The 16,159-nt window shown below is 35.4% G+C and carries 12 protein-coding genes, 1 tRNA gene and 1 pseudogene; 8 read left to right on the plus strand and 6 right to left on the minus strand.

Annotation, left to right across the window (positions count from 1 at the left end; all coding sequences use genetic code 11):
• Positions 1-113: 113 nt before the first annotated feature.
• Positions 114-473 carry a hypothetical protein gene (locus tag K2F26_RS23955; RefSeq protein ID WP_220609779.1) on the plus strand — a complete coding sequence of 120 codons (360 nt, stop codon included), beginning with the start codon at positions 114-116 and terminating at the stop codon, positions 471-473.
• Positions 474-533: 60 nt separating this feature from the next.
• On the opposite strand, the gene K2F26_RS23960 is transcribed toward K2F26_RS23955, so the two are convergent.
• Both K2F26_RS23960 and K2F26_RS23965 read right to left on the minus strand, forming a co-directional pair.
• Positions 534-839, minus strand: coding sequence for a HigA family addiction module antitoxin (locus K2F26_RS23960; protein WP_194054588.1), 306 nt, complete (start codon positions 837-839; stop codon positions 534-536).
• A gap of 11 nt (positions 840-850) precedes the next feature.
• The gene (locus K2F26_RS23965) at positions 851-1,132 is read right to left on the minus strand and encodes a type II toxin-antitoxin system RelE/ParE family toxin (protein ID WP_220609780.1); all 282 of its coding nucleotides are present in this window, start codon (positions 1,130-1,132) and stop codon (positions 851-853) included.
• A gap of 108 nt (positions 1,133-1,240) precedes the next feature.
• Here K2F26_RS23965 and K2F26_RS23970 point away from each other — a divergent pair, with 108 nt between their 5' ends.
• On the plus strand, positions 1,241-2,899 hold the full coding sequence (locus tag K2F26_RS23970; protein ID WP_220609781.1) for a serine/threonine protein kinase: 1,659 nt from the start codon (positions 1,241-1,243) through the stop codon (positions 2,897-2,899).
• Between the two features lie 558 nt (positions 2,900-3,457).
• A complete protein-coding gene (locus tag K2F26_RS23975) occupies positions 3,458-4,066 on the plus strand; it encodes a hypothetical protein (protein ID WP_194054589.1) in 609 nt (202 codons plus the stop codon).
• 142 nt (positions 4,067-4,208) lie between these two features.
• Here the strand turns inward: K2F26_RS23975 and K2F26_RS23980 are convergent.
• Positions 4,209-4,280 (minus strand) — tRNA-Thr (locus K2F26_RS23980).
• A gap of 37 nt (positions 4,281-4,317) precedes the next feature.
• Between K2F26_RS23980 and K2F26_RS23985 the strand changes: the two are divergent.
• Positions 4,318-4,554, plus strand: a pseudogene (locus tag K2F26_RS23985) (DUF3493 domain-containing protein); the annotation flags it as partial.
• Between the two features lie 318 nt (positions 4,555-4,872).
• On the opposite strand, the gene K2F26_RS23990 reads toward K2F26_RS23985, so the two are convergent.
• From K2F26_RS23990 to coaD, 3 genes are all read right to left on the minus strand, one after another.
• Positions 4,873-6,519 carry a DUF1565 domain-containing protein gene (locus K2F26_RS23990; RefSeq protein WP_220609783.1) on the minus strand — a complete coding sequence of 549 codons (1,647 nt, stop codon included), beginning with the start codon at positions 6,517-6,519 and terminating at the stop codon, positions 4,873-4,875.
• A gap of 150 nt (positions 6,520-6,669) precedes the next feature.
• Positions 6,670-7,338 (minus strand): ATP synthase subunit B family protein, encoded by a 669-nt coding sequence (locus K2F26_RS23995; RefSeq protein WP_220609784.1) that lies wholly within the window; start codon positions 7,336-7,338, stop codon positions 6,670-6,672.
• A complete protein-coding gene (coaD, locus tag K2F26_RS24000; protein WP_220609785.1) occupies positions 7,248-7,799 on the minus strand; it encodes a pantetheine-phosphate adenylyltransferase in 552 nt (183 codons plus the stop codon). The genes K2F26_RS23995 and coaD overlap by 91 nt, the downstream gene beginning before the upstream one ends.
• A gap of 284 nt (positions 7,800-8,083) precedes the next feature.
• Here coaD and lgt point away from each other — a divergent pair, with 284 nt between their 5' ends.
• The 4 genes from lgt (at position 8,084) to K2F26_RS24020 (ending at position 16,133) form a co-directional block, all read left to right on the plus strand.
• Positions 8,084-8,947 (plus strand): prolipoprotein diacylglyceryl transferase, encoded by an 864-nt coding sequence (lgt, locus tag K2F26_RS24005; protein WP_220609786.1) that lies wholly within the window; start codon positions 8,084-8,086, stop codon positions 8,945-8,947.
• 285 nt (positions 8,948-9,232) lie between these two features.
• Entirely contained in the window at positions 9,233-10,021 is a 789-nt protein-coding gene (gene cobM, locus K2F26_RS24010) for a precorrin-4 C(11)-methyltransferase (RefSeq protein WP_220609787.1), read from the plus strand.
• A gap of 147 nt (positions 10,022-10,168) precedes the next feature.
• Positions 10,169-10,522, plus strand: a complete 354-nt coding sequence (locus K2F26_RS24015; protein ID WP_220609788.1) for a phenylpyruvate tautomerase MIF-related protein — start codon at positions 10,169-10,171, stop codon at positions 10,520-10,522.
• 184 nt (positions 10,523-10,706) lie between these two features.
• A complete protein-coding gene (locus K2F26_RS24020; protein ID WP_220609789.1) occupies positions 10,707-16,133 on the plus strand; it encodes a trifunctional serine/threonine-protein kinase/ATP-binding protein/sensor histidine kinase in 5,427 nt (1,808 codons plus the stop codon).
• The last annotated feature ends 26 nt before the right edge of the window (positions 16,134-16,159 follow it).

Consider the following 16,159-nt stretch of genomic DNA (forward strand, 5'->3'; position numbering starts at 1 on the left):
CCCTTAGTGGTTCGTTTATTTCATGTCTTGGCCTCAATAAAAAAATAAACTTACACATTTGGGATGCTTCCGTGTATTTCACCTTCAAAATCAAAATTAATGCAATATTAGAAATGTCAAAAAAATTGTTTTTTACAGTAATAGCTGGAATTTTAGCCATTATTTTGTGGAGTAGTGTTTTTTCTCATCCTGCAACATCACAACAAGTAGAATTTAGAGTTTATAACCTAGAATCTAACTTGCGACGTTTAGAATTGCGGTTAAACCAAATAGAATTATCATTGCGTCAAAATCCTCAAATTCCATCTTCGAGAATTTCTCAAAATCCTGTCCAACCGCAAATTGATCAACGGAATTTATCACAATCTGACAGGGATAAAATGTTTGAGAGATTATCAACTTTAGTAGTGGAATTAAAGCAACAGGTTAATGATTTAGAGAAGCGGGTTATAAAATTGGAGACTGGGAAGTAGTGAAAATGTCTGAATTAGGATTTTTGATCTGTGATACAGAAATTGTAGGCAATATGTATTCTATGTTGTCAGCGAAGAATAAGGAGTAATTTGATTTAAAATTTCTCCTAAACTTCTTTTTGCTTCCATAATTTCATAAGCATTTTGCAATCTTAAAAAATATCCTTCCGAAAGTCTAAAATAGCGACAAAGACGCAAATCTATATCCGCAGTCATGGGAAGTTTACCTGTAATAATTTCTTGAATAGTAGGATGAGGTAAACCTAAATTATCAGCTAAAATATTTTCGCTGATTTCTAATTCATCTAAAAATTCATACTTTAAAATTTCACCAGCATGAGGATTATGCAGTAAGTTATTTTCCATGAGATTTTCTCCTAATGGTAATCCACTATTTCTACATTATAAACATTTCTATTTTCCCAAATGAAACAGATCCGCCATTGCTTTGTAAGACGGATACTGTATTGTCCTATTCTATCACCAGAAAGAGCTTCTAAGCGATTTCCTAGAGGAATACGAAGATCATCTAAATTAGTTGATGCTTCCAATTGTCGCAATTTGCGTAAGGCGCGTTCTTGGATCTCTACTGGTAATTTTCGTGAAATTACCCCCTGCCATATTTTTTCTGTTTCTTTACAAGCAAAGGAAACAATCATTACTTTTAATTATTTTGTTTCTGTGATGTATAGTTTTTTATTATACCTCTTCCCTTATTATAATGTATTAAAATATGATTCAAATATTATACTTCCCTCTATCTAAATATGAGCATTTACCCTGATTTCCAAGCACAAGGTTATCAAGTTATTAAAGAACTAGGGCGTAACAGAGAAGGTGGCAGAATTACTTGGTTAGTAACAAATATTAACACAGGGCAACAAGAAGTAATAAAACAGTTTTGTTTTGCTCAAGCAGGTTCTAACTGGTCAAGTTTTGCAGCACACGAACGAGAAATACAGGTACTAACAGGACTCAAACATCCGGGAATTCCTTGTTATTTAAATTCCTTTCCTACATCTGATGGTTTTTGTCTAGTTCAACAATATATTGATGCTTCCACTTTAGCAGAACCTCGGAGTTTTTCACCAGAAGAAATCAAACAAATTGCTGTTAAAGTTTTAGAAATTCTTGTATATTTACAAAATCGTATTCCGTCGGTAATTCATCGAGATATCAAACCAGAAAATATATTAGTAGATGAACACATCAATGTTTATTTAATTGATTTTGGCTTTGCACGTATTGGTAGTCAAGAAGTGGCTGGAAGTAGTGTATTTAAAGGAACTCCTGGTTTTATTCCACCTGAGCAAATGTTTAAGCCAACAGAGGCTACAGATTTGTATGCTTTGGGTGCAACTTTGATTTGCTTATTGACAGGAATTAAGTCAACAGAAATAGATAAATTACAAGATGAAGATGATCCTTATTTACTTAAATTTCGTCATCTTTTACCCCGATTGAGTTTACGGTTTTTGGATTGGTTGGAAAAGATGGTACAACCGAAACAAAAAGACAGGTTTTCTAATGCAGAATTAGCTTTACAAGCACTCAAACCACTTGATGTCATCCGTATTCCAATAGTTACTATAAGTCAAACATTACTAGAATTTAAAGCACAGAAGTTAGGGGAAAAAATAAACCAACTCATTACAATTAAAAACTCTGTACCAGATACTTTATTAGAAGGTAGATGGGAAGTTGCACCTCATCCTAGTGATCCTCCTCATACTCCAGATTCTCATGCTTGGATTTCGGTTCAACCTGCCAAGTTCAAGCGTAATAATATTGATTTTCGTATTCAAATTGATACTAAGAATTTAATGGCACAGAAAAATTATAAACGTCAACTGATACTATACAGTAATTCCTATCCAGAGAGTCATATTTTAACAGTGAAGGTACAGACAGAAGATTTACCTATTGAGAAAAGGAAGATAAATTATCGGGATTTAATTGGGTTGCTTATAGCGGCTGTCATCTCATTTACAGCTATGATTTGTAGTATACCTTATTTAACAATAGAGTCTTTTCTTCTTAGCCTGACGTGTGGCTTCTGGCTTTTTCTTTCGTTTTTTCTTGTGTATCGAGAGAATCGAAAGGTGGGATATTTGGCTGTGGTTTGGGCGGTGGCTGTGGTTATGGCTGTGGGATATTTGGCTGTAGTTTGGGCGGTGGCGGGGGCTGTGATTGGTGCTGTGATTGGGGCTGTAGACTCATTTACAATTGTACTGATGCTACTTTTATTAGGTTTTGGAATTACTGTAGGAACGGGAATAATAATAGGCTTTCTGAATCCATTTATTTTGTTAGCACTAACCGGAACAGGTTTACCTGCACTTTCCATGCTGCTTTATCCACCTCTAAAAAGACGTAAGTTAATTGCTAAATATCGTCAGTCTGAGGAATCTTTAATCAAACCGTGAAAATATCTGAATCAGGATATCCAGGATTTAAGGATTTTCAGGATAAGAACACGGATAAACGCAGATTGTCTGAATCAGGATGTCCAGGATTTAAGGATTTTCAGGATGAGGACATTAAATAATTTTGTCTGAATCAGGATGTCCAGGATTTAAGGATTTTCAGGATATGATTGATTAAGTATCAATTATTCCTGAAGTTCACAACTAATCATTAATTATATCACCAAAAATAATCCTCTACATCACAATATTATTGAATTTCTAAAATTATGATACCCACAAATAACCCCATCCTGTACATCCTTAAATCCTGGATATCCTGATTCAGACAAAATATATTGACAAACACAACCATAATTAATTAACATTACAATATTATTGAATTTCTAAAATTATGATACCCACAAATAACCCCATCCTGTACATCCTTAAATCCTGGATATCCTGAGTCATACAAAATATATTGACAAACACAACCATAATTAATTAACATTTGAATTGATGTAACAACAAATATTTGACTCTCCTATCCATTTTTAGTCCTAATTAATTATCACCATGCCTTACAGTGATTTTACACTTAAAAAAGTCCGCCAAGATTTAGCAATTACCATCCATGAAGGTGGAAGATTTTTCCCAGACATTCCTCCTGTAGCACCTGATGATTTATTACGTCAAGAACTAGAAGAAGGTGTACCTTTGGTACTCGCAAGAGGTAGCGAAAAAGCCCGTTCTGAATGGATTATTAGCCCTGTATTAACAGCAGTGAGAAGATTATTAAATCGTCAAGTAAGCCTTTTTTCTGGAGAAGATTTTACTGTAGATACCAACATGGGACTTAATGGTATTTGTGATTTTCTGATTAGTCAATCACCCACCCAATTAGAAATTCAAGCTCCAGTTATTATCATTATAGAAGCAAAAAAAGAAAATCTGAATGGTGGTTTAGGTCAGTGTATTGCAGAAATGGTAGCTGCTCAAAAATTTAATGCTGCTAATAGTATAGATATTTCTACTATTTTTGGTTCTGTCACCAGTGGCACAGCTTGGAAATTTTTGAAATTAGAAGGTAATTTAGTCACTATTGATATTACCGAATATCCCTTACCACCAGTTGAGCCAATTTTAGGATTTTTGCTGTGGATGTTAAGTAGTCATGCAAAATAAATTCTCCATCTCTTGATTTATATATCTTTTACATTTATTCAGCATCCCCCAAGTATTAAATAAGCAAGTATTAAAAATGCCCAGATTTTTTTCCAAATAGGCAAAATCTAGGCAATAATAAATATTGATTTTCTAGAACCCAAGCCGATGATGGGATTTGAACCCACGGCCTGCTGATTACGAATCAGCTGCACTACCACTGTGCTACATCGGCATAAACCATCCAAAATTATAGCATAATTCTTAAAAAAATGGTAGATCCAAATCTCAAAAATCGCTTAAAAGCCGAAATGGCCTCACCCTATCGGGGTTTAAGGCAGTTTATCTATATTGGCGTTGGTGCTTCTGGTTTTATCGGTGCATTTGTATTTTTCTTTCAAATACTTGCTGGTATAAATATTGACAGTAGCTTACTTAACTTTGCACTGCAGGCAGGAATAGTTGCCCTCATGGTATTTCTGTGGAGATGGGAACAGCGACGCTCCAAAGAGGTAGGAGTCAGGAGTCAGAAGTCAGGAGTTCAAGGAGTCAGGAGTCAGGAGTCAGGAGAAGAAATTAGGAAGAAAAGTTTTCGGCGAATATAATAGAGCCTCCGGTCCCGTTAGGGATACGCTACTACACAAACAAAGTCCACTAGTGGACTAACGAAAAACTAGGGATTTCAAACCTGCGTAGGCAGGTTTTGTCTGTGTAGATGTGATTTCTAATCACCCAAGTTGGACTTTTCAAACATCCTCTGAGACAGATCCCTGACTTCTTGGAAAAGTCAAGGATCTGGGTATTGGGTTTGATTGAATTTGTTGAAGTTACTGTGCTGTCACCAAATAAGCAGAAGAAATTGGTTGCGCCCTACCAATAGCCACAAGTGATTGATAAACAAAAGCAGCAATTTCCGCCCTAGTTGCCTGACGATTAGGATCAAGTTGTTGCACCGTCGGATAATTCACTACTAATTGTCTCACAGTAGCAGCAGCTACAGGTCCAATGGCATAATTGGGAATTTGAGCAGCATCAGTATAAACGCTGACAATATTGTTATTGTTAGCAGTGAAATTCAACCCGTTGGCTAAAGCCACTAAAGCCTGAACTCTAGGAATTTGTTGCTGTGGTTTAAAAGTTCCATCAGGATACCCTGCTACAAATTGACTTTGGTACGCAGCTTGAATTGCATTATAAGCCCAAAAATTGCTTTGCACATCCTTAAACTGAATAGCTGGACGTTTAACAGGAGGTGTCAAAGCTTTATTGATAATAGTCGCAAATTGGGCGCGAGTGACAGGTTCATTAGGTTTAAAAGTGCCATCGGGAAAACCTGCAATAATATTTTGGGCAGCTAAAGCTTCAATATAAGCTTTTGCCCAATAACCTGTTGGCACATCTTTAAATGCTGTAGCACCTGTACTACCAGTACCACCACTGGGGGGAGTAACAGTTGCAGCTACAAAATCTACTGCGCCCGTAATGCGTTTTTGATCAATATCATTGCCAATAGCAACAATGCGATTACCTCTAGTGGAATTATTTAAGTCGTGACGCGTGTTATTCCGAATCAGATTACCACCAGGACTGTCATTAGTACCAAGGTTAGGAAGAGCATTGATAGTGGCAACAATACCATCCCGCTTATTGTTCTGAATAAAATTCTTACGCAGTATGGGTTTGGCAGATTCAGAGATAAACAGACCATCTTGGTTTTTAATAATTTGGTTTCCTTCTACCAAAGGTGTAGAATTTCCACCAATAGCCAAACCAAAACCAGTATCTTCAAAGGTGTTATTTCTAATTTCACCTTGAGCAGAACGGGCTAAAGAAATCCCATTACCTCCATTTTTGAAAAAGATGTTATTTTCAATTTTGGGATTTCCTGTACCTGTAACAAAAACCCCTTCTCTGACACTGTTGGTAAAAGTATTGTTTTTGATAGTGGGATTGCTTGATTCTACCCAAACAGCAGTACCTCGTTGATTGGGATTAGTCACAGTTAAGCCAGCAATAGTGGTATTATTTTCTGCGAGGATTGTGACATCCTGTCTAGCAAAAGTACGACTGGTGTAAAACCCACCACCTGTAATTATTGTTCCTTGACCTTTGGCAGATTCATTACCTATAAGTGTCACTCCTGGTTTGAGTATTAAAGGAAAACTTTCCCCAGTGTCCTTACTATAGTTACCAGGAGCAAGTTGAATCACTGTGTTTGCTTGCGCTTGGGAAAGAGCAAAGGTAATGGTTTTGTAAGGTGTTGCTGCGCTCACACCAGCACCGGCAAGATCTTGACCAGTTACCGGATTAACATAAATGACTGTAGCACTGGCAGGAATTTGGGCAATCAAACTTTGAGCAGAACCAGCGTTTACCTGACTGGGTAGCAATGTTGAACTACCAGCAATAACTAACAAAGCAGTCAAACTGCTTCCTAAAGATAAACGAGAGATGTTAAAACCCTTAGATTTCATATTTTAGATGTACTTGCTTACGGTACTTTTAATACAGTCTAAAGTAACAGCGTCGAACTGTAAAACCCATGCAAAAATATACAGGATGATCAACAGTGATTCTGGGTAAAGTTGGGAATCGGATACGATCTATATTGGGTATTGAACAAATTATTTTTTCTTAGGATAGGTCGAATTACGTTGCTTAGGTATTTCTCCTCGCAATTGTAATCTACCATTAGTAATAATTCGTAACATTTCCTGAAGATCCTGTTCGATATTTTCTAGAACATTATCGGCATATTGATCAGCACCATCTTCAATTTCTTGAGCTTGAGCGATCGCATTTTGGCGCATTTCCTCTAACTCTTGCATACAAGCACGTTTTTTGCGCTCAATTTCTGCCAGAGTATCTTGCATCATTGCGTCACACTCTTGCTGTACTTTTCGACGCAGTTGTTCAGTTTCCCTTTCTGCTTGTCTGATAATATCGCTATCAGCCAGAATTTGCGCTCTTTTAGCCTGTGCTGCTTCTACCACCTGCTGTCCGTACTCCTCCGCTTCCAGCATGATTTCCTCCTTGTTTTGAAGGAGTTCTGCTGCTTCCTGAAACACCGACGGTAAAGAAACACGCACAAAATCAAGCTGTTCTAGAACCTTGTCTTCATCTATCAGCGTGCGTCCAGTCAGAGGAATTTGCAAACCAGCAAGAATCATATCCTCTAAACGGTTAAGTTCTTGGAGAATATCTACACCTCCTTGTCCAATGGGGTTTTCTTGAGGTGGGACATTTTTTCCGTTGTGGTTGGGTTCAGGTTTGGAGAGTTTTGGTTGTAGCATTGGTATATATCCAGGGCAATGTGTGGGGGAACAAGATGATCGACAGAGCCACCAAACTTTGCAATCTCTTTTACCACACTACTACTTAAAAAACTATACTCGTTTGAGGTGGCCAGAAAAACTGTTTCCATCTGAGTGGAAAGTGTTTTATTAGTGTGAGCCATTTGTAGCTCAATCTCAAAATCGGAAACTGCTCGTAAACCACGTAACAAAACTTGTGCTTGTCGCATTTGGGCATAGTTAACGGTAAGTCCATCAAAACTGTCTACCTCCACATTCGGTAAATGTTTTGTAGCCTGACGAATTTGTTCTAACCGTTGTTGCACCGGAAAAAGTGGTATTTTGTTAGGATTTCGCAATACAGCCACTATTACCCCATCAAACAGGCGACTACCGCGCTGAATGATATCAAGGTGTCCCAATGTAATAGGGTCAAAACTCCCCGGATAGATAGCAATCATTTATATAAATTAAACAGCTTTAGGTAATTATAGCGACATACAGGAGGCAGGGGGCAGGAGTTATTAATTTTGGATTTTGGATTTTGGATTTTGGATTGTGTTTGTTAACTCCAAGCTAAAATCTAAAATCTAAAATCTAAAATCTAAAATTTTCTTCCCCAGTCACCAATCACCAATCACCAATCACCAATCACCAATCCCCTGCCTCCTGTTTTCATTTCCAGCTTATGATGTTTAGGTCGAGAAAATAGCAGTAGTCAATCAAATCTGTTAGGTAATTCTGCATGACAATAGATTTTTCTGCTTTGCTCTTGGGATTTCAATTTACTTCTCCAGGACCAATTATATTTGAACTCGGTCCAGTGGTTATCCGCTGGTATGGCTTGTTGATTGCCTCAGCCGTGTTAATTGGCGTTAGCCTTTCGCAATATGTGGCAAAGCGTCGTCATGTTAATCCTGAGTTAATCAGTGATTTGTCGATTTGGCTGGTAATTGGGGCTATTCCCGCAGCTAGGCTATATTATGTTTTATTTCAATGGTCAGAATATTCCCAGCATCCAGAGAGGATTATAGCTATTTGGCAAGGAGGTATTGCCATTCATGGAGCAATTATTGGTGGTGTCATAGCGGCGTTAATCTTTGCCAAACTGAAAAAGATATCTTTTTGGCAATTAGCAGATTTAGTAGCTCCTTCGCTGATTTTAGGGCAAGCGATCGGACGTTGGGGTAATTTTTTCAATTCTGAGGCTTTTGGCAGACCAACTGATTTACCCTGGAAGCTGTATATTCCCTTGGATCGTCGTCCTCCCGGTTTGGTTAATTTTGAATATTTCCATCCCACTTTTCTCTATGAATCTCTGTGGAATTTAATGGTTTTTGCCCTGCTGCTAACTTTATTTTTTCGCGCTTTATCTGGCAAGCCTCGCCTAAAGGTAGGGACGTTATTCTTAGTTTACTGGGTAGCCTATAGCTTAGGACGATTTTGGATTGAAGGCTTACGCACAGATAGCTTGATGCTAGGACCTTTGAGAATTGCACAAATAGTTAGTTTAACGGGAATTTCTTTAGGATTAGCTGGTTTAGCTTGGCTTTATTTATTCAAACGCCCTTTACCTGATGTGGTTTCTTCTTCTAACGGTGACTGGTGATTGGTGATTCTATTTTGGATTTTGGATTTTGGATTTTGGATTTTGGATTGTATTTCATGAATCAAATCTAAAATCTAAAATCTAAAATCTAAAATTCTCCTGACTCCTGACTCCTGCCCAAAAATAAAAAATGCCCCAGAGTTTTCTCTAGGGCTTAACCAGGGTGCATCTACCATATCTCTCTACTAGGCCAGGGGCGTTGATCCGGAAGGGTAGTCAAGAAATGCCAAAAAAATTTTTTGGGGAATAGTTGTGTAGATTTCTATAAGTGAATGTACTAATAATATGAGTGATGCAAGTTTGATTAATTCCTTAGAATCAGCAGTGTATATTGTGGGAGCAGGTCCGGGAGATCCAGATTTATTAACGGTTAAGGCGCAAAAACTCCTCTCTAGGGCTGATGTAATTTTATTTGCTGATTCTTTAATTCCAGAACACATTTTAGATATCTGTCGTCAGGATGCGGAAATTATTAAAACGGCGAATAAGACTTTAGAAGAGATTTTACCGATCATGGTGACAGCGGTGCGATCGCATAAGTCTGTGGTGCGTCTTCATTCTGGTGATCCTAGTCTCTATAGTGCTATCCATGAGCAAATGCAGCTTTTGACTGAGGCGAATATTCCTTTTGAAGTTATCCCTGGTATTAGTGCTTTTCAAGCTGCGGCTGCTAAACTCAAGATAGAGTTAACAGTGCCTAATTTGGTACAAAGTATTATCCTCACCCGCATCAGTGGACGCACAGAAGTACCAGCAAGAGAGGAATTAGCTAGTTTGGCTGCACATCAAGCTAGTCTGTGTTTATACCTGAGTGCGCGTCATGTTGCCAATGCCCAAGCTCAACTCTTGGAACATTACCCACCACAAACCCAAGTGGCTATTTGTTTTCGTGTAGGCTGGCCTGATGAAAAAATCCGGGTTGTTCCTCTTGACAAAATGGCAGAATGTACCCAAGAAGAACAATTACTGCGGACTACACTTTATATCATTAGTCCTGCCCTCTTACCAGTAACAGGTCGTTCTCGTTTATACCATCCACAGCATAATCATTTGTTTCGTTCATCTCATCACTGAATGCAGAAAACAAAGTAAAATTAGGAGAATCATTGCTACCTTCTCAGGATGGCAATTCTCAAATTTTAATGAAGATTTGAAAATTCATTAAGATTATTCCGGCAATTATTTCATTTTTTTGTAATTTTAAATTTTGAATTGTTGATTATGCCATTAATTAAAGTCCAAACTTCTGTATCTGCCCCAGAAAAAGCTCAAATTGAGTCAATGCTTAAAGGTTTATCAGCCAAGTTAGCTAAACATACAGGTAAACCAGAATCTTATGTGATGACAGCTTTTGAAGCAGAAATACCCATGACTTTTGCAGGAACTACAGATCCAGTTTGCTATATTGAAATTAAAAGTGTTGGCACAATGAAACCTGAACAAACTTTAGCTATGAGTCAGGAATTTTGCCAGGAAATTAACTCTTGTTTGGGTGTTCCTAAAAATAGAATTTATATAGAATTTGCTGACGCTAAGGGTTTTATGTGGGGTTGGAATAGTACAACCTTTGGTTAATGTTTTTTAATCATTCAGCTATCAGCTATCAGCTATCAGCTAATAAATTTCAGATGCAATAGACATCTGGTGACAAATGATCTAGAGACGTTCCATGAAGCGTCTCTACAAAAGTTGTCTAAAGCATTTGGTTGATGTCTAAATAAATAAACCTAACTATTCCCTCTTTATCAAATAATGAGTTATGAGCAAGAGTAATATCTCTGCTATCACTATTCCTGGTTATCGCATCACAGAAGTCATTCATGTTAGCACTAGAACGACTGTATATCGTGGTGAGCAAGAAAAGACTCAAAATCCAGTCATCATCAAAACTTTAAACGCACAATATCCCCAATTGTACGAATTGATATCCTTAAAAAATCAGTTCACAATTACCCAACAAATAGAACATCTGAATATTATCAAATCCTATGCTTTAGAACCTTATGGTAATAGTTATGCTTTAATTTTAGAAGATATTGGTGGCATATCTCTTCATCAATATGCTAATTGGCAACCATTAACATTAGATTGGTTTTTCCATATTTCTATTGCCATTGTTGATGCGTTAGAATATCTATATCAAAATAAAATTATTCATAAAGATATCAAACCAAAAAATATTATTATTCATCCAAAAACGAAGAAAATTAAACTAATAGATTTTAGTATTTCTTGTCTTTTACCTAAAGAAGTTGCTGAAATTAAAAACCCAAATGTATTAGAAGGAACGCTTCCCTATATGTCACCAGAACAAACGGGAAGAATGAATCGTGGGATAGACTACCGGACTGATTTTTATTCTTTGGGTGTGACATTTTATGAATTACTCACAGGAAAATTACCTTTTATTAGTAATAATCCTTTAGAGTTGGTGCATTGTCATCTGGCGAAAACTCCTGAGCATCCCAGGGAAATTAATCCCGAAATTCCTGAGATTGTTGCAGATATGATTATCAAGTTAATGGCAAAAACCCCGGAGGAAAGATATCAAACAGCCAGGGGAATTAGATATGATTTAGAAATCTGTCAACAAATGTTATTAAATCAAGGTGCAATTTCTGATTTTGATTTAGGACAAAGAGATATAGCAGACAGATTTATAATTTCTGATAAAATTTATGGGAGAGAAAATGAGATTTCAAGTTTATTAGAGTCTTTTGAAAGAATCAGTAATGGCAATAAAGAATTAATCTTAGTAGCTGGTTTTTCTGGTATTGGTAAAACTGCGGTTATTAATGAAATTCATAAACCTATTATCCGTCAAAAAGGTTATTTTATTTCTGGCAAATATGACCAATTTCAACGGAATATTCCTTTGTCGGCTTTAGTCAAAGCATTGCAGAGTTTATTACAGCAACTTTTAACCGAAAGTACCGACAAGTTACAAGAATGGAAAAGTTTTATTTTATCAGCACTGGGAGAACAAGGACAAGTTATTATTGATGTCATTCCCGAACTAGAAAATATTATTGGTAAGCAACCTGATATCCCAGAACTTACAGGTAGTGCTGCTCAAAATCGCTTTAATTTTCTCTTTGGTAAATTTATTCAAATATTTGCCACAAAAGAACATCCATTAGTAATTTTTTTAGATGATTTACAATGGGCTGATGCAGCTTCTTTGAAGTTAATAGAATTATTAATTAGTGAAACAGATACTCAATATTTGTTGTTAATTGGAGCATATCGAGATAATGAAGTCTATGCTGGACATCCTTTAATAATTACCTTAGATAATATTCGCAAAGCCGATGTTATAGTTAATCAAATAAACCTACAACCTTTAGATAAATCACACTTAAATCAACTAATAGTAGATACTTTATATTGCCCTGAATCTGAAGCAGAATCTCTCACTGAATTACTGTTAACCAAAACCAAAGGAAACCCATTTTTTACTAATCAATTCATGAAATCTATGTATGAAGATGGGTTGATTAGTTTTAATTTTAATCTTGGTTATTGGCAGTGTGATATTTATGCAGCTAAGGCTTCATATGAGAATGATGATATTGTACAGTTTTTAGGTTCACAAATCAAAAAATTACCAATTGATACACAAAACATCTTGAAAATTGCAGCTTGTATAGGTAATCAATTTGATTTATATACTTTATCTATCGTCTGTGAAAAATCACAATTAGAAATAGCTACAAATTTATGGAATGCGTTGAAACAAGGTTTGATTTTACCACAAGATGAAAGTTATAAATTTTATGTAGATAGTATAGATATTATTTCTGTATCTGGTTCAGAATTAGAATTGAATAATTTGGAAAGACTGACAGTTAAATATAAGTTTCTCCATGACAGAGTACAGCAAGCTGCTTATTTATTGATTCCTGATGCTGAGAAACAAGCAACACACTTGAAAATTGGGCAATTGATTTTAAAAAATACTGATTCTTGGGAACTAGAAGAAAAAATATTTGAGATAGTTAATCAGCTTAACATTGGAGTTGAATTAATTACCAATGAGTCAGATAAATATGAACTTGCTCAACTGAATTTAATTGCTGGGAAAAAAGCCAAGTTAGCTACAGCTTACGAAGCTGCGGTGAGATATTTAAAATTTGGTTTAGATTTATTAACAATAGATAGTTGGCAACATCAGTATGATCTGACTTTAAATCTTTATGTGGAAGCGGTTGATGCTGAATTTTTAAACATCAACTTTGATCAAGCACAAACTTATATAAAAATAGTCAAAAACAATGCCAATAGTTTACTTGACCAAGTGAAAGTTTATGAAGCAGAAATGCAAATATATATGGCTCAAGTACAAATAGAATTAGCCATTGAAACAGGTTTAACTATCATCAAGATGTTGGGAGTTAACTTAGAAAAAGAACCGCCAGCAAATTTGAATGTTGATGATTTAATCAATTTACCATTGATGACCGCTCCAGATAAAATTGCAGCCATGCGAATCTTAGCTAACATGACTGCTGCTTGTTATTTTGTTGATCCGGCATTATTCCCGATAATTATTTTTACGATGATACATTTGTCTGTGAAATATGGTAATTGTTCAAGTTCTGCTCATGGGTACGTGAATTATGGTGTATTATTATGTGGAGTATTCTTAGATATTGATACTGGATATCGCTGTGGTAAATTGGGTTTAAATTTATTAGACAAATTAGATACCAAGGAAATAAAGTGTCGAGCATTGTTGATGTGGAATGCTAATATTAATTTTTGGAAAAATCATATTCACAAAACAATAGATAGTTTACGGGAAGCTGTACAGGTTGGATTAGAAACCGGAGATTTTGAATATGTGAGTTACGCTTCTGCTATCTACAACATCAATATGATCTTAAGTGGGGACAACTTAGCATATATATTTCAGGAGATAGAAACCCATATAAATTTAATGTATAAGTTAAAGCAACAGGGTACTGTTCTTCTTCACCAAATCTGGAAACAGTTAGTTTTTAATTTGTCAGATAGCAAGATTGATAAATCAGATTTCAGTGGAAGTTCATTTAATGAATCTATATTATTACCACTGTTAATAGAAACAAAAGCTTCTACAACATTATTTTCATTATTTTTGGCAAAAAGCATATTTTTTTATTTATTTAAAAATACTAAAAAATCCCTTGAAAGTGCTGTTCAAGGAAAAGAATATTTACAGTATGTAGTTGGACAAATTACTGTTAGTCAATATATTTTATACTATTCTTTAGTTTTGTTGGCTGAATACCCTTATCAATCTATAAATGAACAACCAGAAAATTTAAAAACCGTCTTAGAAAATCAAAAAAAAATGCAAGTTTGGGCTAATCATGCACCGCAAAATTATCAACACAAGTATGATTTAGTTGCAGCAGAAATAGCGAGAGTTTTGGGTAATAATTGGCAAGCGATGGAACTTTATGATCAAGCAATTGCTGGAGCAAAGGAAAATAAATATATCCAAGAAGAAGCTATTGCTAATGAATTAGCTGCTCAATTTTATCTCGAATCTGGTAAAATAAAAATTGCTCAAACTTACTTAATAGATGCTTATTATTGTTATGTTAATTGGGGTGCTAAAGCTAAAGTAGAAGATTTAGAAATAACCTATCCTCAGCTACTTCTTCCTATTCTCAAGCAAAAAGCAATAGACAGTGAAGAACCTAATCTAATTAGTAAGCTTATATCTGATTCCAGCAATAAGAGTGTATCAGCAATTTTAGATTTAGAAACTGTGACTAAAGCATCTCTAGCCATTTCTTCGGAAATTAAGATAGAAAAATTACTACATAATTTACTGGATGTAATTGTAGAAAATACAGGAGCGAAAAAAGCTGTTTTTATTTTACAGCAAGAAGGTAACTTATTTGTTGTACCACAATATCGAGAAAACCAAAAACTTGAGTTAGATTTTACAAAATTAAGTGAGAATCAAAACTTACCATTAAGCATTATCAATTATGTTTTGAATACTCAAAAAGACATTCTGATGAATGATGCTACTAATGAAAAAACATTTGCTGTTGATCCTTATCTTATTAAATATCAACCTAAATCTATTCTCTGCAATCCTATTTTAAATCAAGGTAAACTTATCGGCATTATTTATTTAGAAAATGATTTAACAGTAGGTGCATTTACCCCGGAAAGACTGAAAGTATTAAAACTCTTATCTTCCCAAGCTGCTATTTCCTTAGAAAATGCCCAACTTTATGGTAAATTAGAAGAAAAAGTTGCCCAAAGAACCCAGGAATTAAATGAAAAAAATCTGCACTTAGAAAAAACACTGCGGGAATTAAAATTTACACAACTGCAACTAATTCAAACGGAAAAAATGTCTAGTTTAGGACAATTAGTTGCTGGTATTGCCCATGAAATTAATAATCCTGTAAATTTTATCTATGGTAATGTTGATCATGCTAAGAGCTATATTGAAGCTTTGATAAATTTGCTCAATCTTTATCAACAAGAGTATCCCCAACCTACATCTTTATTGCAACAAAAGATGGCAGAAATAGATTTAGATTTTTTGATTGTAGACTTACCAAAAATACTCAGTTCAATGTCTGTAGGTGCAGATCGTATCCGCAATATTGTTCTAGGATTACGTAATTTTTCCCGTTTAGATGAATCAGAAATGAAGTTTGTAGATATCCATGAGGGTATTGAAAGTACATTAATGCTGTTGCAACCCCGGTTAAAAGAAAAGTTAGGTTATGCACAAAATATAGTTATTAAAGATTATGGTAAGTTACCTTTAGTTAGCTGTTATGCTTCCCAGCTAAATCAGGTGTTTATGAATATTATCAGTAATGCGATTGATGCTTTATATGAATATGAGCAGAGTTTATCAAAAGCGGAAAGAGAATTACATTTTAGTCAAATTACAATTAGCACGGATATCATTAATAATGATTGGGTGAAAATTTCCATTAAAGATAATGCAATGGGGATGAATCCAGAAATTACACAACGAATATTTGATCCTTTTTTCACCACCAAATCAGTTGGTGAAGGTACAGGTTTAGGTTTATCAATTAGTTATCAAATTATCGTAGATAAACATAGTGGAAGAATAGAGTGCGTGTCTGAACCGGGAATGGGTACAGAATTTATTATTCAAATTCCTATTAATTCGAGTCAGAAAAGCCACACAATTTGAGATCATGGGTGTAGGATAGAGATATA

The sequence above is a fragment of the Sphaerospermopsis torques-reginae ITEP-024 genome, from assembly GCF_019598945.1.
GTDB lineage: Bacteria > Cyanobacteriota > Cyanobacteriia > Cyanobacteriales > Nostocaceae > Sphaerospermopsis.

Coding starts and splice junctions, on each gene's coding strand:
- K2F26_RS23975 (WP_194054589.1), top strand. CDS start 3,458: ATGCCTTACAGTGATTTTACACTTAAAAAAGTCCGCCAAGATTTAGCA.
- K2F26_RS23955 (WP_220609779.1), top strand. CDS start 114: ATGTCAAAAAAATTGTTTTTTACAGTAATAGCTGGAATTTTAGCCATT.
- coaD (WP_220609785.1), bottom strand. CDS start 7,799: ATGATTGCTATCTATCCGGGGAGTTTTGACCCTATTACATTGGGACAC.
- K2F26_RS23995 (WP_220609784.1), bottom strand. CDS start 7,338: ATGCTACAACCAAAACTCTCCAAACCTGAACCCAACCACAACGGAAAA.
- K2F26_RS23965 (WP_220609780.1), bottom strand. CDS start 1,132: ATGATTGTTTCCTTTGCTTGTAAAGAAACAGAAAAAATATGGCAGGGG.
- K2F26_RS24015 (WP_220609788.1), top strand. CDS start 10,169: ATGCCATTAATTAAAGTCCAAACTTCTGTATCTGCCCCAGAAAAAGCT.
- cobM (WP_220609787.1), top strand. CDS start 9,233: ATGAGTGATGCAAGTTTGATTAATTCCTTAGAATCAGCAGTGTATATT.
- lgt (WP_220609786.1), top strand. CDS start 8,084: ATGACAATAGATTTTTCTGCTTTGCTCTTGGGATTTCAATTTACTTCT.
- K2F26_RS23960 (WP_194054588.1), bottom strand. CDS start 839: ATGGAAAATAACTTACTGCATAATCCTCATGCTGGTGAAATTTTAAAG.
- K2F26_RS24020 (WP_220609789.1), top strand. CDS start 10,707: ATGAGCAAGAGTAATATCTCTGCTATCACTATTCCTGGTTATCGCATC.
- K2F26_RS23970 (WP_220609781.1), top strand. CDS start 1,241: ATGAGCATTTACCCTGATTTCCAAGCACAAGGTTATCAAGTTATTAAA.
- K2F26_RS23990 (WP_220609783.1), bottom strand. CDS start 6,519: ATGAAATCTAAGGGTTTTAACATCTCTCGTTTATCTTTAGGAAGCAGT.